The organism is Devosia submarina (genome assembly GCF_003056345.1).
Lineage (GTDB): Bacteria > Pseudomonadota > Alphaproteobacteria > Rhizobiales > Devosiaceae > Devosia > Devosia submarina.
The window spans coordinates 225,032-248,103 of the sequence record NZ_PYWB01000008.1; the positions used below are offsets into that span (position 1 = coordinate 225,032).

A 23,072-nucleotide genomic window follows, 5' to 3' on the forward strand; every position below is an offset into this window, starting at 1 on the left:
GCCCCTATCGCCATTTCCCGACCGAGCAGTTTTGATGCCCATAGACTATCTTGTCACCCATTCCGGTGGCTTTCACGCCGATGAACTGCTCTCCACTGTTATTCTCCAGCGGCTTTATCCGCAGGCGCAAATCATGCGCAGCCGCTCGCCCCAATGGATCACCCCGGCCGCGGACCGCATCATCTATGATGTCGGCGGCGCCTATGATGCAAACCTGGGCATATTCGATCACCATCAGCGCGGCGCCCCCTTGCGTCCTGATGGGCGGCCCTACAGCTCCTTTGGCTTGGTCTGGAAGCATTTCGGGCAGGAATATCTCCAGCTCTCCGGCATTCCCGGGCAGCATCTGGAAACCACCCACATCGCCTTCGATACCGATTTCGTGCTGCCGATCGACCTCACCGACAATGGCGTGTTGAGCCCAAGCGGCCCCCTTGCCGATCTGACGCTTCCCAGCCTGCTCGAGACCCTCAAACCCGTCTTTGACGACAAGTCACCGGATGCCGAGAGCCGCGCCTTCACGGGCGCCCTCGCAATTGCCCGTGCATTCGTTGAAGCCGCAATGGCGCGCTACGCCGCCAAGCTGCGCGCCGAAGGGCTGGTGCTCCAAGCCATAGAAGCAGCCGGCGACAGCCCCATCCTCGAGCTGCCCTTCGGCATGCCGTTTCGCCCCGCTATCGTAAAGGCAGGCGCCGACCATCTGCTGTTTGTGGTGCATCCACGCGAAAACGATTGGTGTGTAACCACGATCCGGCGTGCCGATGAAGGCTTCGAAACCCGCGCTGACCTTCCCGCAAGCTGGGCTGGGCTCACCAATAGCGATCTGGAACGGGTGACCGGCATTGCTGGCGCCAGCTTCTGCCACAACAAGCTTTTCGTGGCAGCAGCCAGGACCCGCGAGGCCGCCCTCTCCATGGCAGAGCTAGCCGTCAAGCGGCATCTCGAAAACTCGGAAGAAGTCCGAATTGCCTGAGGTTTCCTTGCCTGAACATCTAAATACCAGCCTTCCGACTTCCCATATAAAGCGTAAGGAAGACGGAGATATTTGATGTTCACTGAAGACACTTTCCGGCGGCACGCAACCGAGGTTTTGGCGCTTGCCGACCAGCTTGCCAAGGCACGCCGGCTTTTCAAAACCGAAGGCGGTCACCTGACCCAGGCCGGTCGCGCCCTTGTGCTCGAAGGGGAGCGGCAGGGCCTTTCCACAAGCGAGATCGCTGATTTTCTCGAAGTCAGCCCCGCTGTTGTGCGCTACCATCTGCGCCAACAGCAGCAACGCACCCGTGAACCCCAACTGCCCTTCGAGACCCTGCGGGCTGCGTAGTCAGCCTATTTCGTAAACCAGTCCCGATGCGCCTCCGCCACGATCGGCAGCGACTTCAGGATTTCGCTTAAATGCTGACGCATCTCGGCTTCCGCCGCATCGGCATCCCCGCGCCGGATGGCCTCGGCAATGACCTTGTGCTGCCCGATCAGCGTTTCGATTGGGGTCGCATCTGATAGGGAAAGATAGCGCACCCGGTCCATCTGCGCCTTGAGGTTTTCCAGCAATCGCCAGGCGTGCTCGCAATCGGCAGCTTCGGCTATGGCCTGATGGAAATTCTCATCCAGCCGCAGGAACTCAGCCAAATCTCCAGCACGATTGGCTGCAATCTGGCGTTCCACCAGGGCGTCCAGCCGATCATGGTGGCCGGCACTGGCTTCCTCTGTTGCCTTGCGCACCACCGCACCCTCGATCGCTTCGCGGATAAAACGCGCATTCTCGACCTCGCGACGGGAGATCATCACCACTGACGTGCCCCGTTGCGGCCGGATCTCCACCAGCCCCACCTCGGCCAGCTTGATAAACGCCTCACGCACCGGCTGGCGCGAAACACCGAATTGCCGGGCCATTTCTGCTTCCGAGAGCGGATCGCCCGGCCGCAACTGAAGCTGGATAATTGCCTGGCGCATGGCATCGAACACGCGATTGCCCACCGTGGCGGGTCGCGAAAGAGGGAGGGCGCTATCAGCGAGCGGCAAGATGACCATCGTGTTGACTCCTGTCTACTACCATACTACCATTTCTACATACCCGTTGCTAGAGGCGGGTTCTGCGGCGCTTGCCGCTAGGGAGGACAACCATGAAATTCACACCGCTTGCCGCGGCGCTTGCTGCTGGCCTGTTTGTTGCCTACACCGCTCCAGTCTTGTCGGCCGACTATACGCTCAGCGTCAACACGGCTCTGGCTACCTCTGACCCGCTCTACAAGGGCCTAGAAGCTTTCCGCGACAATGTTGCAGCAGCGTCTAACGGCGCGATTGAAGTCAAGCTTTTCCCAAATTCCCAGCTCGGGGCCGATGAGGACGTCCTTGAGCAGGCTCGCGCCGGCGCCCCTGTCGCCGTGGTCGTTGATGGCGGACGCCTCGCCGCTTTTGTGAACGAGTTCGGGGTTCTAGGCGCACCCTACCTGGCCTCCGGCTACGAAGGGATCCGCAAGGTCGTCGTCTCCGACCGGTTCGAGGAATGGGTGCAAAAGCTCCATGACACTTCGGGCCATCAGGTTCTCTCGTTCAACTGGTGGCAAGGCGAACGGCACCTGTGGACCCGCGAGCCCGTGAATACGCCTGCAGACCTCGCCGGCATCCGTGTGCGTACGCCTGGCGCCCCCGTCTGGGTCGAAACGGTCAGCGCCATGGGCGCGGTGCCAACGCCCATGCCCTTCGCCGAAGTCTACGCCGCCCTTGAGCAAAACGTCATCGACGCTGTCGAGGCTCAGCCTCCCGCAGGTCAAGGCGCCAAGCTCAACGAAGTGACGTCCGTATTGACCAAGACCGGGCACATCAATCTCATCACCGGTCTTGTCACCTCCGGCCCATGGTTCGACAGCCTCCCGGCCGAACTGCAGACCGTTTTGCGGGACGAAGCGCTCAAAGCCGGCGACATTGCCTCCAACGGCACTGGCGACGCCCTCGCCCAGATTGAAGCCGACCTTGTTGCCGCTGGCATGACCGTCAACGAGATTGATGTCACACCTTTCCAGGAAGCCACCGCTGGCGTTTATGAAAAGTTGGGCTATGGCGCCCTGCGTGACGAGCTCCAGGCCATCGTCGCCGAATAAGAACCAACAAGGCGGGTCCCCAGGGCCCGCCATTTTCCCCATCATCGGAGCGCACCATGCTCAAGCGTCTGGCTCAATTGGAGCTGGCGATCTGCTTCGCCCTGCTCGCCGGCATCACCGGCCTTGTTTTCACAGCCGCCATCATGCGGTTCTTTGGCCATCCGCTGATCTGGTCAGTCGACATGGCGCAGCTCCTGTTCGTCTGGCTGTGCTTCTTTGGCTCCAACAAGGCCATGCGCGAAAAAGGCCATCTGGGCATGGAAGTGCTCGTGTCGCGCCTCGGCTACCAGCGCCGCTTTTGGCTCGAACTGTTCTGCACCGCGCTGATCATTGCGTTCCTTCTGATCCTTGTGAACGAAGGCTGGAAGCTCACCTGGCTGAACCGCGAGCGCACCTTTGGCGATTCAACGCTGAGCTATGCCTGGGTGACCGTATCGGTCCCGGTCGGCTGCCTGCTGCTTGCCGCCACGCTTGTCTACAACACGGTTAGCGCCTTCCGCGGCCGCGACCGCCAATTGCTCATCTACAACCGCACGCAGGCTGAAATGGACGCCAGCGCACCCTCGCTGGAGCTCTGATCATGGCTCTGATCGGTATCGTCTTTGTTATTCTCATGGTCATCGGCATGCCCGTGGCTTTCGCAACCGGCATTTCGGGCTTCATCTTCTTCATGACGACGCAGGGCATGCCCATGTCCATCGGCGTGCAAAAGATTGCCTCCATGAGCCAGAGCTTTCCCCTCCTGGCCGTGCCGTTCTTCGTGCTGGCCGGCCATTTGATGAACGAGAGCGGTATTACCGCCCGCCTTCTCAAAGTCGCGCTGATCTCGGTCGGCTGGATGTCAGGCGGGCTGGCGCAGGTCGCCATTGTCCTTTCGACCCTGATGGGCGGCGTGTCTGGCTCTGCCGTAGCAGATGCCGCAATGGAAGCGCGTATCCTCGGGCCCACCATGGTTGCCAAGGGATATGGGAAGGGTTTTTCCGCCGCTGCCATCGCGGTGGGCTCACTCATCACCGCAACCATTCCGCCTTCCATCGGCCTCATCCTTTATGGCTTCGTGGGCAATGTCTCGATCGGCAGGCTGTTTCTCGCGGGCATCATCCCCGGCATCTTGATGATGCTGGTGCTGATGCTCACCGTCTACATTATCGCCAAGCGCCGCAAATATGTGGTCGCAAATGTCGAGCGCCCTTCCCTTAAGGCCCTTGCCATTGCGTGCTGGGACGCCAAATGGGCCCTGTTCTTTCCCGTGGCCTTGGTGCTCGCCATCCGCGGTGGCCTCTTTACGCCCTCTGAAGTGGGGTCTGCAGCCGTCGTTTATGCACTCGCGATCGGCTTTTTCGCCCATCGCGAATTGACGATCGAAAAGGTCTGGAAGAGCTTCGGCCAGGCAACCTCCGACGTGGGCCTTATCATGCTCATCATCCTGATGAGCGGCATGATCGGCTATGCCACCATCTACCTTCAGGTACCGCAGGAATTGGCTGGATGGATGCTGGCCGGCATCACCGAACCCGCCGTCATCGTCCTGGTCATCCTAATCTTCCTGCTTGTGGCCGGCCTTGCTCTCGACAGCACCGTCATGGTCCTGCTGCTGACGCCGATCTTTGTGCCCATTATTACCCAGATCGGCATGGACCCAGTGCATTTCGGCATCCTGATGATGTCGATCGTCACCTTGGGCGGCATGACTTGGCCCAGCGGCTCGGCCATGTTTGCGGTATGTTCGCTGATGAATGTGTCTATCGAGGAATACTCCCTCGAATCCATCCCCTTCATCGCCGCTATCGTCGGCCTAATCGCCGTGCTGCTGTTTATCCCCGACCTCGTTCTCTGGTTACCGCGCATGGCCTTCGGCAGCTGATCGCCTGCCATTGGGCCGCGCCTGCCCGGATGCGGCCCCATTTTCTTTCCGGAGTTTTCCATGAAGCAAACATGGCGCTGGTTCGGCCCGCAGGACCTGACGGGCATAGACGACATCATCCAGAGCGGTGCCCAGGGCGTCGTCTCGGCCCTCCACCACATTCCCAATGGCCAGATCTGGACGCCCGAGGAAATTGCGCGCCGCCAGCGTGAAATCGCTCGGCGCAGGGATGGCTCCGCCTCGGGGCTCAACTGGGACGTAGTGGAAAGCCTCCCGATCTCGGAAGACATCAAGAAGCAGACAGGCGATTGGCGCGAACACATCGCAAATTACCGCATCAGCATGGAGAACCTTGCCGGCGCCGGGATCGAGGTAATCTGCTACAATTTCATGCCCGTGCTGGATTGGACCCGCACGGCCCTGCGCTGGCGCCTGCCCCATGGCGGCACCTGCATGCGCTTCGACATCAACGACTTCGCCGCCTTCGATATCCATACCCTCGCCCGCCGCGGCGCTCGGGAAGACTATACGCCTGCAATCGTCGAGGAAGCCGCCCGTCGCTTTGCGCAACTCGATGATGACGGCCAGCGCACCCTCGCCCGCAGTGTGACCATGGGGCTGCCGGGCTCCACCGACACCATGTCGCTCGACGACATGCACATGCACCTCGCCCAATATGGCGAGATCTCCGCCGACCGGCTGCGCCAGCACTTCATCCATTTCCTGGAACAGGTGGTGCCCCTCGCCGAGGATCTCGGCCTGCGCCTCTGCTGCCACCCCGATGATCCGCCATTCCCTCTGCTGGGCCTCCCCCGCATCATGTCCACGGGCGCCGATTTCAGGGCAATCCTTTCTGCCGTCGATAGTCCCGCCAATGGTATGACCCTGTGTTCGGGCTCCCTGGGCGCCCGGCCGGACAATGACCTGCTCGCCATCATGGCCGAGCTGGGCGATCGCGTGCACTTCCTCCACCTGCGCAACGTCAAGCGAGAGAGCCCGGATGTGAAGGGCTCCTTCCACGAAGCCGAGCATCTGGAGGGCGATACCGACATGGTGGCGCTGATCGGCGCCATTCTCGCCGAAGAAAACCGCCGCCGTGCTACGGGTCGCGCCGATCGGGAGATCCCCATGCGACCCGACCATGGACAGGACATTCTCGACGATCTCAAGCGCGTCGCCCAGCCTGGCTATCCCACCATCGGGCGCATGAAGGGCCTCGCCGAATTGCGCGGCATCACCCGCGCCCTTGAACACGGAGCCGTTTCCTTCCAATTCGCCCAAGGCGCCTGACAATAAAGAACCCCGGCCGCGAGGCCGGGGTCTTGTTTGTACGCCTGGGTTTCTCAGGAAACCACGGGACCGATGAAGAGGGTCAGGATACCCGCCTGGATCGTGGCGCCCACGATGTGATCTGCCGGAATGTCAGCCTCTTGCAGGGCTGCAGCAATCGAAGGATTGTTCTCCACTGCCTGGTGAATACTGCCGATATCGGCATCAACCAGGCTGCGTTCGCAACCATCGATGCGGACCAGTTCTAGGCTCTGGGCTCCCGCAATGGTTTCAGCCGTCGCACTCACGCCATTGGCGAGCGCCAGGATCCCGATCTCGCAATCGAGCGTAGCGACAAGGGAGTTAGCCTGGTTGGCTGCACCGTTTGACACCGCGGCCTGGCCGCCCCCGGTGCTGGTTGAGCCATCATTGCCGCCACCGGCACCTTCACCAGCAGTGTCGCCGTCATCGCCATTGCTGCCACCGGCACCTTCGCCCGGCGCACCATCATCGCCGCCATTGCCGTTGGAGCCATCGTCACCCACGCCGGAGTCGTTTCCACCCGTGCCGCCGTCACCATCGCTGCCACCAGTACCATCGCCATCACTGCCGGTATCTCCATCATCAGTGCCGGTGCCGCCGTCATCGCTCTCACCATCATCACTGCCAGTGTCACCGCCGTCCGATCCCGGTGCACCCGGCAACAGGTCCATATCGATCTGGGCAAGGTCGCCAACCGAAAGGTCGGCCAAGTCACCATCCTCACCCAGGAGGCGCAACTGGATCGGCGCGCGCAGCGTCTCGGGCAAGGCATCGAGATCCAGCAAAGCCAGTTCCTCATCCGAAAGCAGATCAAGATCAATATTGGCGAGCTCTTCCACCGAAAGGTCACCCACATGGCCGTCGCCGCTCAGGAGACGCAGCTGTGCCCGCGCACGCTGGTTGTTGGGCAGCAAGTTGAGGTCAACCTCCGCGAGTTCCTCATCGCTAAGAAGATCAATGTCGATCTCCGCTGTGTCCCCCACGGCAAGATCGGCCGCATCACCGTTCTCGCCCAGGAGGCGCAGCTGGATCGGCGTGCGCAGGGTTTTAGGCAGCGCATCGACGTCGAGCGAAGCCAATTGATCGTCCGAGAGGAGATCAAGATCGATTTCAGCGAGCTGGTCAGCCGAAAGATCGGCAATATTGCTCTCCCCGCTTAGGAGCCGCAGTTGCACCTGTGCACGCTGCTCATCGGGAAGAAGGTCAAGGTCAACTTCCGCCAGCTCTTCGTCGCTAAGGAGATCAACGTCGAGCTCCGCGGCATCAGCGAGCCCGATTGTTGCAACATCACCCTCATTACCGCCAAGCGCGACACGCAATGTGTCTTCCAGCACGATGACCTCGGTGGCGCCATTCTCCGCGATCTGAACGGCAATAACATCCTCAAGGTTTATCCCGCGGCTGCCCAGAATGGAGGTGAGCTCATTGCTGCCCGAGAGGGCCTCAAGCAATTGCGAGCGCCCTTCGCCACCCTCGCCGATGGCCAACTCGACATCCGCAAGCGCGTCTTCGCTCAACAGGTCTGCCGCCGCAATAATGGACACCCGCCGGTCATCGATCGCACCATCAAGATCGATATCCGTCAATCCGGGGCTGCTGATCAGTCCCAAAAGGGCATCGGCCCGCGCGCCCTGGTTTGAAATGGCACCAATGCGAATATCGCCGGTCAGAAGATTGTTGCCCGATGGCGCGCTGGTCGCCGGCGCAGTCCCGCCGCCCAGCACGTCCACTTCGGCATCCACAACGGGCCCGTCGAGCACATTGGCATTAAGATCAATGAGCCGGCCGCCATTAGGGCCGGTGCCACCTTGCGATCCGGTTCCGACACCAAGATCGACATCAACGAGATTGCTGCCGGCCCCCGAATCTGAACCGCCAATTCCGACACCAGCGTCAACATCAAGGCCATCGTCGCCACCGACACCAACGCCGGCATCAACATCAAGGCCGCTATCGCCGCCGAGACCGACGCCGGCATCCACATTGACATCATCGTCACCGCCTAGGCCAACCGAGGCGTCGACGCCCCCGCCCCGAGGTCAACCGAGACCTCGGCCCCACCCAGATCAATACCAAGGTTTTGGGCATGTGTTGCCTGCGGTGTGGTGATGAGCGCGGCTGCCAGCGCGATTGCCGAAATATAGCTGTAAGTTCGCATTGTATCCTCCTCCGAGATGGGGTGCCAACGCCACGATTTGGCCAGGGGTTCTGCCCCATCAGGCCTTTGGCTTAACGCTTGCTGAACCCGACTGGGCAAATGCGAACGACCCGCTTCCCGCCGGCAATTCCCCCCAAGAGGGCCAGCTATAAACCCGGCATTAACCCACCCGCCCCGCTTTAGCGTTCACGAATGAATTGGCGCTAACGCCCTGTTCATAACCGCTCTCCATGCTCCTAAGCGGGAATGGGAGGACGAATATTGATCACGGGCAAGGCTTTGGGCTGGTTCACCCTCCGCTCGCTTGATGATCGGCAGGCACTGGCACAGCTGAACGAGCTGCAAAAGCAGATTCCCCTGCTCTACGCCCTTCTGAGCGTCAACTCTGTTGCCCTGGCCTATACCCATGCGGAGGTCGCCCCCGCCTGGATGACGGTTTGGATCCCCGCATTCCTAGTCCTGGCCAGCCTCTACCGCCTCGTGACCTGGGCCATGCGGCCCCAGATCGTGACCGATCCGAGCCATGCCGTCCGGGTGATGCAGCGCACCATCCTGCTGGGTTCGGTAATGGCCATTGCCTACATCGCGTGGTCACTGGGCATGAACCAGTATGGCGGCGAGCGCGAACATGCCCATGTCGCCATCTTCATAGCCATTACCGTGATCGGCTGCATCTTCTGCCTGATGCACCTGCCCCAGGCGGCCCTTGCGGTGACCGCCCTTGTTACGATCCCTTACCTGCTGTTCTACGTGACGCGTAGCGACCCTATCTACACTGCCATCGGCCTCAACATCGTCCTAGTAACGCTCGTCATGACACGGGTGCTGCTCAACAGCTTTCAGGGCTTCACCCAGCTCATCCGCACCCAAAGGGAAACCGAGCGCCTCAACCGCGAGGTCACTGTTCTGGCCCATACCGATCAGGTCACGGGCCTGCCCAACCGGCGCCATTTCTTTTCCGAGCTCGACAGGATCAACACGCAAGAGCTCCTTCCCGGCCAGGCCTGGGCCATTGGCGTTATCGACCTCGATCGCTTCAAGGCTGCCAACGACACCTATGGCCACCTCGTAGGCGATCAGGTGCTGCAAATGGTTGGGCAGCGGCTGCGTGAGCTGTTCGAGCCCCATGAAATGGTGGCGCGTCTTGGCGGCGATGAATTCGCCTTCCTGATCCGAGCCGACGGCCCCATGGCCACCGAGCGCGCCGATCGGGTATGCAGCCTACTAGCAACCCCCATGCAGATCGGCGGCCACCTTGTGTCCATCGGGGCCTCCTGCGGCCTCGCCACCACCAACGAAGTCCAGGGCCCTGCTCGCGCCCTTTATGACAGCGCTGACTACGCCCTTTATGCCGCCAAATCCGAAAATCGCGGCTCGTCCATGCTGTTTTCTGCCGATCACGAACAGCGCATCCGCTTCCACCGGCGCCTCGAAGAAGCGCTCCAGAGCGCCGATCTGGACCAGGAAATCAGCATCCACCTGCAGCCCATCGTTCATGTCAGGACGGGTCGCATCGTTTGCCTCGAGGCCCTCGCCCGCTGGACCAATGCGGATCTCGGCCCTGTCGCGCCCGACACTTTCATCCCCTTGGCCGAGCGCATGGGCCTGATCAACCGCCTGACGCTCCTGCTCCTTGGCAAGACGCTGGAAGCCGCATCGCTTTTGCCTCCCGACATGCGAATTTCGTTCAACCTTTCAGGCCACGACTTGGTCAGCAGCCAAACCGTTCTGGCCATTATCGCCTTGGTGCAGAAATCGGCAGTTAACCCGCGCAATCTGGTGTTCGAGCTCACCGAAACCGCTGTCGTGCGGGATTTGGCTATTGCCGAACAATCCATCGGTGCTCTGCATGCGCTCGGAGCGGAGATCGCGCTTGATGATTTCGGCACCGGACAATCGAGCCTGAGTTATCTGCATCGCTTTCCCATCGACAAGGTAAAGCTCGACCGCTCCTTCCTTGCCGGCGTAGAGCAGGCCGGCGGCTGCAAGCTGCTGGAAGCCGTTATTGGTCTTTGCCATTCCATGGGCATCGCCTGCGTCGCCGAGGGGGTGGAAACACAAGATCAGTTGTTGTTCCTCCAGAACATCGCCTGCGACTATTACCAAGGCTATGTGTTCGCCCGCCCCATGCCGCTCGACGCCGTTACCTCCCTGCTTGAGAGAAAGGATCACCAGCTCCTCCAGGCCTAAGCACCACTTTTGGGCCCTTTCGGTGAACAGTGTGTCTGCCTCTGGAGGCAGTCACAATCGGGTTAGGCCTCTATCTCTCCTGAAACGTCAACATTATTGACCTTGTTAGCTCGCCCGCTCGCATTAGGAGAAAAGCCATGACCCATGCCCCCATTGGCAGACGCGCCGCTTTAACTGGAGGCCTGAGCCTGCTTGGCCTTGTGCTGGCGGGTTGTTCCACATCCTCCAGCCAGCTGGCCGCCGTCGCCGCGCCCCCAAAGCCGCAACCGACTGCAAGCGAAGTTCCCGAAGATGTGCGGCTGATGTATGCCGCCATCACCACTGACCGCTTCCCTATCCGCGCCTCGCGCATGGAACTGGTGCCCAGGCGCTTCTGGCGCCAGGAAGTGGACGACCCCACGGGTGAAAAGCCAGGTACGGTGATCGTCGATACCACCGATCGCTTCCTCTACCATGTCAAGGATAATGGCCGGGCCATGCGCTATGGCGTTGGCATCGGCGCGGCTGGCTTTGAATGGTCAGGCCGGGCGCACATCGCCTACAAGCGCGAATGGCCGACCTGGACGCCCCCTTCGGACATGATCGCCCGCCATCCCGAACTAGAAAAATATCGCCACGGCATGCCGCCGGGCGAAGACAATCCCATGGGCCCGCGCGCGCTCTATATTCACCAGGGCAATACCGACACGCTTTATCGCATCCATGGCAATCCCGACGAACGCACCATCGGCCAGGCTGTTTCAAGCGGCTGCGTACGCCTTCTGCCGCAAGACATCATTCACTTGCATGACAATGTGCGTAGCGGCTCCCCGCTGATCGTCACTTGAATAGAAAAACGGCCGCAACATCTGTTGCGGCCGTTTTTGTCACACGGGATTATAAACAGCGAAAAGCTTGATCTCGCGTCGCCGCCCGTCACGGTCCGTCCAGAACATGGTCTGGCCGGCGCGCAGGCCGAGCAATGCCGTGCCGACCGGAGAAAAGATCGAGATGCTGTCCGGCCCCTGCTCCTGCGGATAGCTCAGGCGTCCATGCTGCGGCGAACCGCCATCGACGCTCACCCGCACCACTGACCCCATCCGCACCACATCGGACGGCAGTTCGCTGTCGGCGACAGTCCGGGCGCGCCCCAATTCATAAAGCAGATGGTCGGCCTCGTCGGCACTATGCCCGCTGCCGCCCATGGCAAGGACAAGCAAATCATGGCGATCGGCTTCCCCCACAAGAATGGGGGGAAGAGTGGATGTGAAAATACCCATTCTATCCTCCGGATAATGTTGAAACTGTCAGCCCAAAGGCCGGCAATTGGTTAAGCGCCGCTAGACCGCGGCAGGTTCCTCGGCACCCTGAATCACCGAAAGCACCGTCAGCACATGCTTGCGCCCGTCGCGCGTTTCCCAAGTGATCGACTGGCCCGTGCGCAGGCCCACGAGCGCTGCGCCGACCGGCGTCAGCACCGAAATCCGCCCCTGCGAAATATCGGCCTGCGCTGGGTAAACCAGGCATACCTCGACCATTTCGTCCTGGTCGGTGCGATATTGCACCCGCGATCCCATGCGCACGATGTCCTTGGGCAGCTTGGCATCGGGCACGACGCGGGCGCGCTCCATTTCTTCCAGCAGCCGTTCCGCCGCTGCGCTCAGCGAGCCACCGCCGGATGCTGCAAGCGACAGCAGCTGGCGGTGCTCCGATTGGGCAACGGTGAGGGCTGGTCTTAGATTATGTGTGCGCATGAGTTTCTCCCGCATGAATAGCCGCATGCCGCGCAAGCCGGAAAACGGCCCTGCACAACAAAATAGCACGATGATGAAATGGAATTTACCTGCCCCTAAACCTTGCGCCCGGCGCCAGGTTTAGGGCAACTATCCTTCTACCGGAGTGGTCCGGCGAGCAAGCGCGTTAAGGATGGTCAAGCAAGGGTTCATAGCCTTAAGGTAGGCGCAACGGCACCAAAGTCAAGCCATGCCGCAGGGGCTGCCCTCAGGACGCGGAACGGCCGAGCGCCTGCTCTGGCGCGGGTTGCACGACGACGTCCTGCCCCACCTCGTTGGGCACATCGCCATTGTGCTCCGAGCGATCCCGGTAAAGCGCCGCGCGTGCCAGCAGCATCAGCGTGACGGGCGTTGTTACCGAAACAAACATCAGGATCAGCACTTCATGCACGGCCGGGCGCTGGCCGGAGACCGTGAAGTAGATGGCCGATGCCAGCGAAATGGTGATGCAGCCCATGCTGGTGCCCAGGGTCGGCGCGTGCACCCGGGCATAAAAACTGTTGAACCGGGCCATACCGAGGCAGCCCAGAAATGTGAACAGGCCGCCCAGAACCGACAAGGCGCCCACCACAACAGCAACCCAGACCGGCACCTCGCTCATTCGATCACCTCGCCGCGCATCAGGAACTTGGCCAGCGCCACGGTTCCCACAAAGCTCAATACCCCGATTAGAAGCGCCACTTCGAAATAGATGTTGGAGCCCACTCGTATGCCGAACAAGATCAGCATCAGCATGGCGGCGACATAGAAGGCGTCCAGCGCCAGGATCCGATCCTGCGCCCGCGGACCGCGCACCATGCGATAGGTGGCGGCCAACATGGCCAAGCCGGTCAGCAGATGCCCCACAAGCAGGCACCAATGAAGTATGGCTATGCTCATTGGAAAATCTCCAGCAGGAGGCGTTCATAGCGGTTCTTGACCGTGTCGGCCCAGGCGACTTCATCAACCATGTCGAGCACATGGATCAAAACCGTCCCGCGCGCCGCATCATATTCAAGCCACGCGCTGCCTGGCGTCGCCGTAATGATGCAGGCAAGAAGCGCAAGCCCGATGCGATCTTCCAGTGTTAGCGTCATGGATACAAAGCCTGAGTGGGCCGTGTGCTGCCCGCGCAGCACGATCAGCGCCACGGCAATGTTGGAGCGCAGCACGTCAATGGTCACAACAATGATCAGCCGAATGATGCTGCCGATCTTGCGCACACGCGGCCGGTGCGGATCCAGCGCCTTGAGGGCCCGGCCGGCCAACAGGGCAATCACCCCGCCGAGCAGGATTTGCCCCAGGCCTAGCGATTGCTGCAGCAGCAACCAGAGCGCGAGGAGGCCAAACGAAAGAACGGGATAGGGCAGGATCTTGCTTATGGCGTCGCCTCCTCTATCTCGACCACCAAGGGTGTTTCCAGCACCTGGGGGATCTGCCCGGCCGGCGCATAAAGCTGGTCAACAATGGCCTGCGTATAGCCAAGCGCCGGCCCTGCCATCAGCGTCGCCACAACAGTCAGCGCCAGCAGCAGGATCACCGGCGCAATCTCAATCACCCGCACCGGCGCCGGCCGCTCAGACATGGTGGCCCAAAAAATGTTGATCCAGGTACGCGTGAGCGCCACCAGCGCCGCAAAGCCCGAAAAGATCACCAATCCCGCCAGCCACCATGCCCCAGCGGGAACTTCGGCGACCTCGGCAAGGCCCAGCGGATTGAAGACGGCTGAGATAATCGCGAACTTTGCCACGAATCCCGCAAGCGGCGGAAGGCCCGCAATCAACAGCATGCAAATGGCAAAACTGATGCTGAGCACGGCAAGCGTTGCCGGAATGGCCACGCCGACTTCGGCCTCCTCGTCCACGTCCTCATCGTCACCATAAGCTTCCATGGTGATGGCCAAAACGTCCGCGCCTTCGATGCGGACCCGGTCCAGCAATTCGGCCAGCATGAAAAAGGCGCTGATCGCGATGGTCGAGACCACAAGGTAAAACAAGGCACCGCTGGTCGCCCCGGCATTGCCCATTCCCAGCGTCGCCAGGAGCGTTCCGGAGGAAACAATAATCGAATAGCTTGCAAGGCGCGGCGTGGTCTGCGCGGCAAGCACGCCGACCGAGCCAAAGGCCAGCGTCGCTATGCCCCCGATCAGCAAAACATTCTGCCCAAAGCCTGCCGAAGCGCCCGCTTCGGCGCCAAACGCTAGCGTGGAAACACGCAACACGGCATAGACGCCAACCTTGGTCATGATGGCAAAGACGGCGGCCACGGGCGCAGCTGCTGCGGAATAGGAGGTCGGCAGCCAGAAGCCCAGCGGCCACATGCCCGCCTTGATCAGGAACGCCACGCCCAGAATGGCCGCCCCGCTTTCCACCAAAACCCTGTCCTGCTCGCCCAGTCCCGCGATCTTGTCGGCTAGGTCCGCCATGTTAAGCGTGCCGGCAATGCCATAGATCAGCGCGGCCCCGATCAGAAACAGAAAGGACGCGCCAAGATTGACGGCGATATAGTGCAGCGAGGCCCTCACTCGCGTCGCGCCCTGCCCATGGAGCGCCAAACCATAGGACGCTGCCAGCATCACCTCGAAAAACACGAAGAGGTTGAAGATGTCGCCCGTAAGGAACGCACCATTGATGCCCATCAGCAAGAACTGGAACAGCGAATGGAAGCTGCTGCCCGCCATGTGCCAGCGCGCCAGCGAATAGCACAGGGTCGCAAGCCCCAGGATTGCGGTCAGCAGCACCATCATGGCCGAAAGCCGGTCCGCAACCAGCACGATACCGAAGGGCGCGGGCCAATTGCCCACCGCATAGCTCTCCAGCACCCCACTTGGCTGTGCATTGGCCTGGCTCATCAGCAACACGGCGAGAAGCACCAGCAGCACGGCGGATCCAAGGCTGATCAGCGCGCGGGCATTGCGCAGCCGATCGTCAAACATCAGCAGCAAGGCGCCAGTTGCCATGGGCAATAGGATCGGCAGGATGACCAGATGGTCGAGGATGCTGTTCACCGCCGCTCCCTCCCATCCACATGGTCGGTTCCCGTAAGGCCGCGCGCTGCGAGCAGGACAACCAGAAACAGTGCCGTCATGGCAAAGCCGATCACGATAGCCGTCAGCACCAGCGCCTGTGGCACCGGGTCGGTGTAAAGCGAGGGATCAACCACCCCATCCTTGCTCAATACCGGCGCGGCGCCAACGCGCAGCCGCCCCATGGCAAATATGAATAGGTTCACTGCATAGGACAGCAGCGACAGGCCAATAATCACCTGGAAGGTGCGCGGCCGCAGCATGAGGTAAACCCCGCAGCTGGCCATAACGCCAATGCTGACTGCCAGAACAAGTTCCATCAGCGGGCCTCCACCGGCGCATCGGGTGACACTTCGGCTTCGGGCACAGGCTGCACAGGCCGGCGCGCCGCCTTTGGCGAGCGGATGGACTGGTGCGCCAGCGCGATCAGGATCAGCACGGTGGCCCCGATCACAAGCACGAACACACCAAGGTCAAACAGCAGCGCACTAGCCATCGGTACCCGCCCGATCAGGGGCAGGTCGGCATATTGGAAGGCTGTCGTCATGAAGGGATAGCCCAGCGCCAGGGACACCACCCCCACAAGGAGCGCCAGCAGCAGGCCGCTGCCGATCCAGCGCACGGGCAGGATGCGCAATCGATCCTCCACCCAGCGCGTACCGCCAGCCATGTACTGAAGGATAAACCCGATCGACATCACGATCCCGGCCGCAAAACCGCCGCCGGGCTGGTCATGCCCGCGCAGGAACAGGTGCAGCGCCAGGACGATAATGATGGGGAACATCCACTGCATGATCACGCCCGGCAGCAGCAGATATTCGTTGACCGTGTCGCCCAGCTTGCGCTCGGGCACCCGGTCATCAAAGGCATTCTGGATCAATTGCTGCTCGGGCTTGTTGATGGATTCCGCTGCCGGGCGGAACCGGCGCAGAATGGCAAAGACGGTCACCGCCACAATGCCCAGAACCGTGATTTCGCCCAGCGTGTCAAAGGCGCGGAAGTCCACCAGCATGACGTTGACCACGTTGGTGCCCCCGCCCAGCGCATAGGCGTTTTGGAGGAAAAACTCGGAAATCCCCGGCAACGGCTGGCGCAGCATCACCGCATAGGACAAGAGCGCCATGCCCAGCCCCGCCGCACCGGCCAGCGCCACATCGCGATAGCGCCGCAGGCGCACCTGGCGCAGCACCACTTCATCGCGCATGTCTTCCACCCGCTTGGGCAGCCAGCGCAGCCCCAGCAGGATCAAAACGGTGGTGACGATCTCCACCAGCAATTGGGTAATTGCCAGATCGGGCGCCGAGAACCACACAAAGGTCATGCAGGTGACAAGCCCCGTCCCACCCAGCAGAACCAGCGCCACCAGCCGGTGGAACTTGGCCTGCTGCGCCGCCATCACCGCGCAGATGATGCCGATCAGCCAAAGCAGCGCAAACACCGGATCGAACCCCTCAAGGGCGAGATCAACACGCCCAAGCCGCCCGGCGAGCACCGCCCCTGCCGCAGCGCTCGCCGCCAGAAACAGCAAGAACATCTGCGGCTGCAATCGACGCGTGCCGAAAAGGCTCTCCAGTCGCCGCGCCCATTTGGTGGTGAGCGTCAGCATGATGCGCTCGAAAATGCGCTTGCCCTTGAGCCGGCGCAGCAGCGGCGGCCCCTCTATGCCCTTTTGCAGATAGGCATGCAGCAGCCAGTAAAGCAGCGCCCCACCGGCCAGTGCCACCCCGCTCATCACGATGGCCCAATTAAAGCCATGCCACACCGAAAGGCTGTAATAGGGCGTGTCGGGTCCCGTCACCGAAATCACGGCGCTGGCGAGATAGGGCCCGATGGTGATGCCCGGCACCATCCCCACCACAAGGCACAGCAGAACCAGGATTTCGATCGGCCGCCGCATCAGTGCCGGCGGCTCATGGGGCACCTTGTCGAGCCCCTCGGGCGGCGGTCCGAAAAACACGCCATGCACGAAGCGCAAGGAATAGGTCACGGCAAACAGACTACCGATCGTCGCGCCCAGCGGCAGGGCAATATTAACGAAAGGATTGGCGTCGCGCTGCGCCGTTTCGGCGAAAAACATTTCCTTGGAAATAAAGCCATTCAGCAGCGGCACGCCCGCCATGGCCGCACTCGCCACCATGGCCAGCGTCGCCGTAAACGGAATAAAGCGGAACAATCCGCTTAAGCGCCTGATATCGCGCGTGCCGGTTTCATGGTCGATGATCCCCGCAGCCATGAACAGGGAGGCCTTGAAGGTCGCGTGGTTGGCGATATGGAAGATCGCGGCAACACAAGCCAGTGGGCTCGACATGCCCAGAAGCGCCGTGATGAGCCCCAGATGGCTGATCGTGGAATAGGCAAGAAGCCCCTTGAGATCCGTCTGGAATATAGCGGCAAAGCCCGCAAAGATCAGCGTGGCAAGCCCGGCAAACGTGACGATCCAGAACCATTCATCGGTCCCCGCCATCACCGGCCAAAGCCGCACAAGGAGGAACACCCCCGCCTTCACCATGGTCGCGGAATGCAGATACGCCGAAACCGGCGTCGGCGCCGCCATGGCATGGGGCAGCCAGAAATGGAACGGGAACTGCGCCGATTTGGTGAGCGCCCCCATCAGCACCAGCAGCAGCGCTGGCAGGTAAAGCGAATGGTTGCGGATCGCATCGCCCGATTGGAGCACCACATCGAGGTCATAGCTGCCAACGATATGCCCGATGATCAGCATGCCACCAAGCAGGCACAATCCCCCGAGCCCCGTCACGGTTAGCGCCATGCGCGCGCCATCGCGCGCCTGCCCCAAATGGAACCAATAGCCGATCAGCAGGAACGAGCTGATGGATGTCAGCTCCCAGAACAGCACCAATTGAATGATGTTGCCCGACAGGACCAGGCCCAGCATGGACCCCATGAAAAGGAGGAAAAACGCGAAAAACCGCGGCACGGGATCGGCAGGGGACATGTAGTAGCGCGCATAAAGCACCACCAGAAAGCCAACGCCGGTCACCAGGATACCGAACAGCCAGGAAAATCCATCCAGCCGCAGCACCAGGTTCAGCCCAAGCGCGGGCACCCAATTGATCTCCTCGCGCAGCACATTGCCATCGGTGATCTGCGGATAAAGCCAGATCATGGCCGCAAACCCAAGCGCCGCCACGGCGCCCGACACCCATGCTTCCATGCTCCGTGCATTCCTCGGCATCACCGCCACCAAGAGGGCAGCCATGAAGGGCAGGAGCAGAAGCACGATCAGCAAAAAGGACGGCGTCATTATCGGGGCGGGCACCTTTTATGATGGTCTGGAAATCAGCTGGGATTTCCAATGCTTGTTACTGCAGACGTGGCGAAGCGCAACCCGAAACATTGTCGCGGAACCCATAATTTCGCGAACTGGGCGAAGGCCATATCAGCCCCGCGGCTCATGTTGGTCCACACACCGTTCCGGAGCAGCGCCATGCCACCCCTGGACGGCAACGTGACTATCCCGATTTGGTTCAGCACCACCTGCTCGCCAACAAGCATGACCATCTCTCTCGTGCCAGACCCGGTTGCTGCGAGGTAACTGCAGTTTCCAAAAGGAACCTGGAGCAACAAAAAGTGCCGTCTTGCGCAGCACCCTTCTGCCATCTAGTGAGAGAACAGTCACTAATGGTGACCAACTAACTGTTTGTTCCTTTAAGGCCCATTAACATGAAAAACATCTTCCGTCTCGACGCCAGCATTCGCCGGGAAGGCTCCGTTACCCGTGCTGTGGCCGACACGCTGCAGGCGAGCATCGAGGGCCGGCTGGGCGAAAGCCGGGTTAAAAGGCGTGATGTGGGCCTCTTTCCCCTGCCCGCTACTGCTTGGGCCGCGAGTGCCCTAGCCGGCTTTGTGCCGGAAGATCAGCGTTCCCTCGAGCAAAAAGAAGCTCAAAAGCTGGCAGCCGAACTCGCCGACGAACTTGTCGACGCCCAGGCATTTATCTTTGCCATTCCCCTCTACAATTTTGGCGTCTCCCAGCACGCTAAGACCTGGGTCGACATCCTCCTGACCGATCCGCGCTTTGCGCCCGGTGCTCCCAGGCTCCTCGCCGGCCGCCCCGCTTTCCTCGTTGTGGCCCGCGGTGGCGGCTATGGCGCAGGCACGCCCCGCCATGGCTGGGACCATGCCACGGGCTGGCTGCTGCGCATCCTGCGCGATGTTATGGAACTCAACGTTGAGCTGATCGAAGCCGAGCTGACCCTTGCCGATGTCACCCCGGCCATGGCCAGCCTGCGCGAACTTGCCGCACAAAACCTGCAGGACGCCCATGGCGCTGCCGCCCGGCACGGCGAAAAACTCGCAAGCCTGCTTGCCCCCGGCATTGCGGCGGAATAGCCAAGAAAGCAACGGCCCTGCGTTCTCGAGTGTTTCCCTCCCGAGAACGCGCTGCATTCCACGCAAACGAAACGAGGCGAGCCATGAAGAAGATCGGTTTTTTGTCGTTCGGGCACTGGAATCCCTCGCCCCATTCGCAAACCCGCACCGCCGCCGATGCCCTGCTCCAGGCCATTGACCTTGCGGTCGCCGCCGAAGAGCTCGGTGCCGACGGCGCCTATTTCCGGGTGCATCACTTTGCTCGGCAATACGCTTCGCCCTTTCCGCTGCTGGCCGCTGCGGGCGCCAAGACCAAGCGCATCGAACTTGGTACCGCCGTTATCGACATGCGCTACGAAAATCCCATGTACATGGCTGAAGACGCCGGTGCCGCCGATCTGATTGCGGGCGGGCGCCTCCAGCTTGGCATCAGCCGCGGTTCACCCGAACAGGTTATCGATGGCTGGCGCTATTTTGGCTACGCGCCCCCTGAAGGGGGCACTGACGCCGACATGGCGCGCCAGCATGCCGAAGTCTTTCTTCAGGTCCTGCGCGGCCAGGGCTTCGCCGAGCCCAATCCACGCCCCATGTTCCCTAACCCACCCGGCCTGCTTCGCCTCGAGCCACACAGCGAAGGCTTGATCGATCGCATCTGGTGGGGCGCCGGCTCCGACGACACCGCCCGCTGGGCCGCCCGGCTCGGCATGAACCTGCAAAGCTCCACCCTCAAGAACGATGAAACCGGCGAGCCCTTTCACATCCAGCAGGCCCGTCAGATCCGTGCTTATCGCGAAGCCTGGAAAGAAGCCGGCCACACCCGCGAACCCCGCGTTTCCGTCAGCCGCAGCATCTTCGCCCTCGTCAATGACCAGGACCGCGCCTATTTCGGCACCGGCCGCAACGAGCAGGACCAAGTGGGCTTCATCGACGAAAACACCCGCGCCATTTTCGGCCGCGGCTACACCGGCGAACCCGATCAGCTGATCGATCTCCTGCGCACCGACGAAGCGATCGCAGAAGCCGACACCCTGCTCCTCACAATCCCCAATCAGCTCGGCGTCAGCTACAACGCTCACGTCATCGAATCCATCCTCACCCACATAGCCCCGGCACTGGGCTGGCGCTAAAGGGCGATCAAACCGAAAACATCTTCCGCTCGGGCAGGGCGCACTTCCATGGGCGATCCTCTTGGGTCAACTTCTTTCGCGACACGAGCTGCGAACAACGAGCGCCCCATGGCCGTAGAGATCAAGCCCATCGCAATGCAATATTTCGACGGTTTCTACCGGGCGCTCGACATTGTAGCCCGCGAACGGCGTTTTCTTTCATCCGACCAAGCTCCACCCTATGAAAGCGCCGCAAACTTCGTGGCCGGCAACATCAAGACTGGCAATCTCCAGTTCGTCGCCCTGGATGGATCCAGCGTAGTCGGCTGGTGCGATATCTGCCGGCAGGGCAACACCTTTTTTCGCCATTGCGGCACGCTCGGCATGGGCATCCTCCCTGAGTACCGCGGGCAAGGCATCGGCGGCAGATTGCTGGCGACCACCCTCCAGGCTGCCCGAACCAGCCGCTTTCACCGCGTTCAACTCGAAGTTTTCGCCACCAATAGGGAAGCGATGGCGCTTTACCGCAAGCATGGTTTCATTCTTGAGGGCACCCGAAAGATGGCAGCGCTGATCGACGGACAGGGCATTGACATCCACCTCATGGCCATCACCGACCAAGCCGAAGGGGGCTAAGGCTCGCCTGCTTTCCTCCTTGCCCCTTCCTCTCGCCCCTTTGCCGCCTTGCGTGCAATACGCAGCTCATCAATGCTAGGCTGCCACCAAAGCGCGTTTTCAGCGGGCGCGGCTTTCGCCGGCCAGGTGCGGATCAGCTCCTCCAGGCTCGCCGGCCGCCAATAGCCCCACACATAATCATGGCCTTGCGGAAATTCGGGATAAACGCCCTCGAGCATTTCCGGCGCCACCAATTCCCCATTGCACCGATCAAACACCACAATCCCATGGTGTCGGCTCATGACCGGTCGCTCAAGCGGCGGCAGATCATCGCCATGGAGCGGATGCCGACGTCGCCGCCGTTCAGCCGATCGCAGACGCGTGGCAGGATCCGCACTTTCCCGCCTCTCCGCCGCCCGCGCCTTTCTTTGCTCCGGCTCGTTGCGCCGCGCAGCTTCTTCGATGCCCGCCCAGCGCTTGCGCAATTCTTCGTAGGATCGAAACGGCACGATCCACGCTTTGCGGCTCGGCTCCCAGGCCGCAAAGGGGATTTCGCGCAAGAGCGCAACAATCGTGCGGGAATAGGGTGTCACAACCTCCAGCCCTTCTGGGCGCACTCGCAGATAGGGCGATTGGATGGGATCGAACTGGAAGGCGTCCTTCCCCCGCGCATCCGCATGAACGGAAATGGCTGCATTCTCCCGCTCCAGCCAGCGCTCAAACCGTCTGCTCGCCATTTTGCCTGGAATGAACCAGGCCTTGCGCTCGTCGCTCCACCGCGCCCGCGGAAACTGCTCGCGAAAATGCTGCACGCTCATGCGGTCATAAGGAAAGCTCGCGGTCGTACCCACTGCTTCCTTTGCGTCTTTCCCGCTTTCACCCATGCTTTAGCCCTCAAGCAGAGTACGGGGAACGCAAGCCCTTCCATCGGGGTTCAAAAGGACGCGAAGGCCAGACATGTGTGGCAAGTGGAGCATGACACCCGGTGCAAGACAACGACCTGACCGCCGATGAACTCAAGACGCTTCAGCTGTTCGATGCGCCCGACCAGCCGCTCGACATCGACCCCCAGCATTTTGCCAAGCTCTTGTCCCTTGCCTTGCTGGAGCAAAGGGAAGGCGGCTCGCACCTGACCGAGGCTGGCCGCGAGCGGCTTCGAAACACACGCAACTAGCGCGCTCACGAAAGCGGCTCTTGCAACGATGTGATCAGCTCTTGATCACAATAGTGGAACCAACACGTCTCCACATGTCTTGCCACGACGTCAAACAACAGGATGTTGCGGCCATGCCTGAGTTCATTCAGTGTAGACCAGATCAAATTCCCTCCCAGGCCGTTGTCGTGCATGCATGGCACGCCATGGGCCGCGTCGTGGCAGATGTTGCATGCAGCAATTGCCCACGCGCCGAAGACTATGTGATCGCCGATTTTCCCCGCCCCGTTCCCCTGGCTATCGCGCGCGCCGTGGAGGTCTGCCAAATCTGCGGCCTTGAGACTATCGCTGTCGTGGTGGAAGAAGGCCTCGAATGGCGCCGGGACTGGGCCCCTCTCAAGCGGCAGGCCGAAGCCCTTTCGGCCTGAATTCACCCGTTGATCGCCATGCCTCCCTGAGCCGAGCG

25 protein-coding genes are annotated in these 23,072 nt (G+C 61.3%); 13 read left to right on the plus strand and 12 right to left on the minus strand.

Features of this window, described 5'->3' with window-relative positions; translation table 11 throughout:
• Window positions 1-34 precede the first annotated feature (34 nt).
• Window positions 35-973 carry an MYG1 family protein gene (locus DDE77_RS13725; protein WP_108398041.1) on the plus strand — a complete coding sequence of 313 codons (939 nt, stop codon included), beginning with the start codon at window positions 35-37 and terminating at the stop codon, window positions 971-973.
• 75 nt (window positions 974-1,048) lie between these two features.
• The gene (locus DDE77_RS13730) at window positions 1,049-1,324 is read left to right on the plus strand and encodes a helix-turn-helix domain-containing protein (RefSeq protein ID WP_108398042.1); all 276 of its coding nucleotides are present in this window, start codon (window positions 1,049-1,051) and stop codon (window positions 1,322-1,324) included.
• Window positions 1,325-1,329: 5 nt separating this feature from the next.
• On the opposite strand, the gene DDE77_RS13735 is transcribed toward DDE77_RS13730, so the two are convergent.
• Window positions 1,330-2,031 carry a GntR family transcriptional regulator gene (locus tag DDE77_RS13735; protein ID WP_108398043.1) on the minus strand — a complete coding sequence of 234 codons (702 nt, stop codon included), beginning with the start codon at window positions 2,029-2,031 and terminating at the stop codon, window positions 1,330-1,332.
• A gap of 92 nt (window positions 2,032-2,123) precedes the next feature.
• Between DDE77_RS13735 and DDE77_RS13740 the strand changes: the two genes are divergently transcribed.
• From DDE77_RS13740 to uxuA, 4 genes are read left to right on the plus strand one after another with little or no spacing between them, the layout of a single operon-like run.
• Window positions 2,124-3,101, plus strand: coding sequence for a C4-dicarboxylate TRAP transporter substrate-binding protein (locus DDE77_RS13740; RefSeq protein WP_108398044.1), 978 nt, complete (start codon window positions 2,124-2,126; stop codon window positions 3,099-3,101).
• Window positions 3,102-3,157: 56 nt separating this feature from the next.
• Window positions 3,158-3,679, plus strand: coding sequence for a TRAP transporter small permease (locus tag DDE77_RS13745; RefSeq protein WP_108398045.1), 522 nt, complete (start codon window positions 3,158-3,160; stop codon window positions 3,677-3,679).
• A 2-nt stretch (window positions 3,680-3,681) separates the two neighbouring features.
• Complete coding sequence (locus DDE77_RS13750) at window positions 3,682-4,965, plus strand: TRAP transporter large permease (protein ID WP_108398046.1); 1,284 nt, start codon at window positions 3,682-3,684, stop codon at window positions 4,963-4,965.
• A gap of 60 nt (window positions 4,966-5,025) precedes the next feature.
• Window positions 5,026-6,255 carry a mannonate dehydratase gene (uxuA, locus tag DDE77_RS13755; RefSeq protein ID WP_108398047.1) on the plus strand — a complete coding sequence of 410 codons (1,230 nt, stop codon included), beginning with the start codon at window positions 5,026-5,028 and terminating at the stop codon, window positions 6,253-6,255.
• A gap of 53 nt (window positions 6,256-6,308) precedes the next feature.
• Here the strand turns inward: uxuA and DDE77_RS19740 are convergent, their stop codons facing one another.
• Together DDE77_RS19740 and DDE77_RS19505 are read right to left on the minus strand one after the other, a co-directional pair.
• A complete protein-coding gene (locus DDE77_RS19740) occupies window positions 6,309-8,258 on the minus strand; it encodes a hypothetical protein (RefSeq protein WP_108398048.1) in 1,950 nt (649 codons plus the stop codon).
• Between the two features lie 20 nt (window positions 8,259-8,278).
• Window positions 8,279-8,434 (minus strand): hypothetical protein, encoded by a 156-nt coding sequence (locus DDE77_RS19505; protein ID WP_157959831.1) that lies wholly within the window; start codon window positions 8,432-8,434, stop codon window positions 8,279-8,281.
• A gap of 261 nt (window positions 8,435-8,695) precedes the next feature.
• On the opposite strand from DDE77_RS19505, the gene DDE77_RS13765 reads away from it, so the two are divergent.
• Together DDE77_RS13765 and DDE77_RS13770 are read left to right on the plus strand one after the other, a co-directional pair.
• Window positions 8,696-10,624 carry a putative bifunctional diguanylate cyclase/phosphodiesterase gene (locus DDE77_RS13765; protein ID WP_170116522.1) on the plus strand — a complete coding sequence of 643 codons (1,929 nt, stop codon included), beginning with the start codon at window positions 8,696-8,698 and terminating at the stop codon, window positions 10,622-10,624.
• Window positions 10,625-10,761: 137 nt separating this feature from the next.
• On the plus strand, window positions 10,762-11,451 hold the full coding sequence (locus DDE77_RS13770) for a L,D-transpeptidase (protein WP_108398050.1): 690 nt from the start codon (window positions 10,762-10,764) through the stop codon (window positions 11,449-11,451).
• Between the two features lie 39 nt (window positions 11,452-11,490).
• On the opposite strand, the gene DDE77_RS13775 is transcribed toward DDE77_RS13770, so the two are convergent.
• From DDE77_RS13775 to DDE77_RS13810, 8 genes are all read right to left on the minus strand, one after another.
• A complete protein-coding gene (locus tag DDE77_RS13775; RefSeq protein ID WP_108398051.1) occupies window positions 11,491-11,883 on the minus strand; it encodes a GreA/GreB family elongation factor in 393 nt (130 codons plus the stop codon).
• Window positions 11,884-11,943: 60 nt separating this feature from the next.
• On the minus strand, window positions 11,944-12,357 hold the full coding sequence (gene rnk, locus DDE77_RS13780; protein WP_108398111.1) for a nucleoside diphosphate kinase regulator: 414 nt from the start codon (window positions 12,355-12,357) through the stop codon (window positions 11,944-11,946).
• A 247-nt stretch (window positions 12,358-12,604) separates the two neighbouring features.
• Complete coding sequence (gene mnhG / locus DDE77_RS13785) at window positions 12,605-12,997, minus strand: monovalent cation/H(+) antiporter subunit G (protein WP_108398052.1); 393 nt, start codon at window positions 12,995-12,997, stop codon at window positions 12,605-12,607.
• A complete protein-coding gene (locus DDE77_RS13790) occupies window positions 12,994-13,275 on the minus strand; it encodes a K+/H+ antiporter subunit F (RefSeq protein ID WP_108398053.1) in 282 nt (93 codons plus the stop codon). The genes mnhG and DDE77_RS13790 overlap by 4 nt, the downstream gene beginning before the upstream one ends.
• Window positions 13,272-13,757, minus strand: coding sequence for a Na+/H+ antiporter subunit E (locus DDE77_RS13795; RefSeq protein ID WP_108398054.1), 486 nt, complete (start codon window positions 13,755-13,757; stop codon window positions 13,272-13,274). The genes DDE77_RS13790 and DDE77_RS13795 overlap by 4 nt, the downstream gene beginning before the upstream one ends.
• Window positions 13,754-15,382: a monovalent cation/H+ antiporter subunit D gene (locus DDE77_RS13800; RefSeq protein ID WP_108398055.1), complete on the minus strand. Its 1,629-nt coding sequence runs from the start codon at window positions 15,380-15,382 to the stop codon at window positions 13,754-13,756. Before DDE77_RS13800 ends, DDE77_RS13795 begins: the two co-directional genes overlap by 4 nt.
• Window positions 15,379-15,720 (minus strand): Na+/H+ antiporter subunit C, encoded by a 342-nt coding sequence (locus DDE77_RS13805; RefSeq protein ID WP_108398056.1) that lies wholly within the window; start codon window positions 15,718-15,720, stop codon window positions 15,379-15,381. The genes DDE77_RS13800 and DDE77_RS13805 overlap by 4 nt, the downstream gene beginning before the upstream one ends.
• Window positions 15,720-18,665, minus strand: a complete 2,946-nt coding sequence (locus tag DDE77_RS13810; protein ID WP_108398057.1) for a monovalent cation/H+ antiporter subunit A — start codon at window positions 18,663-18,665, stop codon at window positions 15,720-15,722. Before DDE77_RS13810 ends, DDE77_RS13805 begins: the two co-directional genes overlap by 1 nt.
• A gap of 419 nt (window positions 18,666-19,084) precedes the next feature.
• Between DDE77_RS13810 and DDE77_RS13820 the strand changes: the two genes are divergently transcribed.
• From DDE77_RS13820 to DDE77_RS13830, 3 genes are all read left to right on the plus strand, one after another.
• The gene (locus DDE77_RS13820; protein ID WP_108398059.1) at window positions 19,085-19,753 is read left to right on the plus strand and encodes an FMN-dependent NADH-azoreductase; all 669 of its coding nucleotides are present in this window, start codon (window positions 19,085-19,087) and stop codon (window positions 19,751-19,753) included.
• 83 nt (window positions 19,754-19,836) lie between these two features.
• The gene (locus tag DDE77_RS13825) at window positions 19,837-20,859 is read left to right on the plus strand and encodes an LLM class flavin-dependent oxidoreductase (protein ID WP_108398060.1); all 1,023 of its coding nucleotides are present in this window, start codon (window positions 19,837-19,839) and stop codon (window positions 20,857-20,859) included.
• A 108-nt stretch (window positions 20,860-20,967) separates the two neighbouring features.
• A complete protein-coding gene (locus tag DDE77_RS13830; RefSeq protein WP_245895260.1) occupies window positions 20,968-21,474 on the plus strand; it encodes a GNAT family N-acetyltransferase in 507 nt (168 codons plus the stop codon).
• Here the strand turns inward: DDE77_RS13830 and DDE77_RS13835 are convergent.
• The gene (locus tag DDE77_RS13835) at window positions 21,471-22,337 is read right to left on the minus strand and encodes a hypothetical protein (RefSeq protein WP_108398062.1); all 867 of its coding nucleotides are present in this window, start codon (window positions 22,335-22,337) and stop codon (window positions 21,471-21,473) included. The genes DDE77_RS13830 and DDE77_RS13835 overlap by 4 nt on opposite strands.
• Window positions 22,338-22,438: 101 nt before the next feature.
• Here DDE77_RS13835 and DDE77_RS13840 point away from each other — a divergent pair, with 101 nt between their 5' ends.
• Window positions 22,439-22,627 carry a hypothetical protein gene (locus DDE77_RS13840; RefSeq protein WP_108398063.1) on the plus strand — a complete coding sequence of 63 codons (189 nt, stop codon included), beginning with the start codon at window positions 22,439-22,441 and terminating at the stop codon, window positions 22,625-22,627.
• A 113-nt stretch (window positions 22,628-22,740) separates the two neighbouring features.
• A complete protein-coding gene (locus DDE77_RS13845; RefSeq protein ID WP_157959832.1) occupies window positions 22,741-23,034 on the plus strand; it encodes a hypothetical protein in 294 nt (97 codons plus the stop codon).
• The last annotated feature ends 38 nt before the right edge of the window (window positions 23,035-23,072 follow it).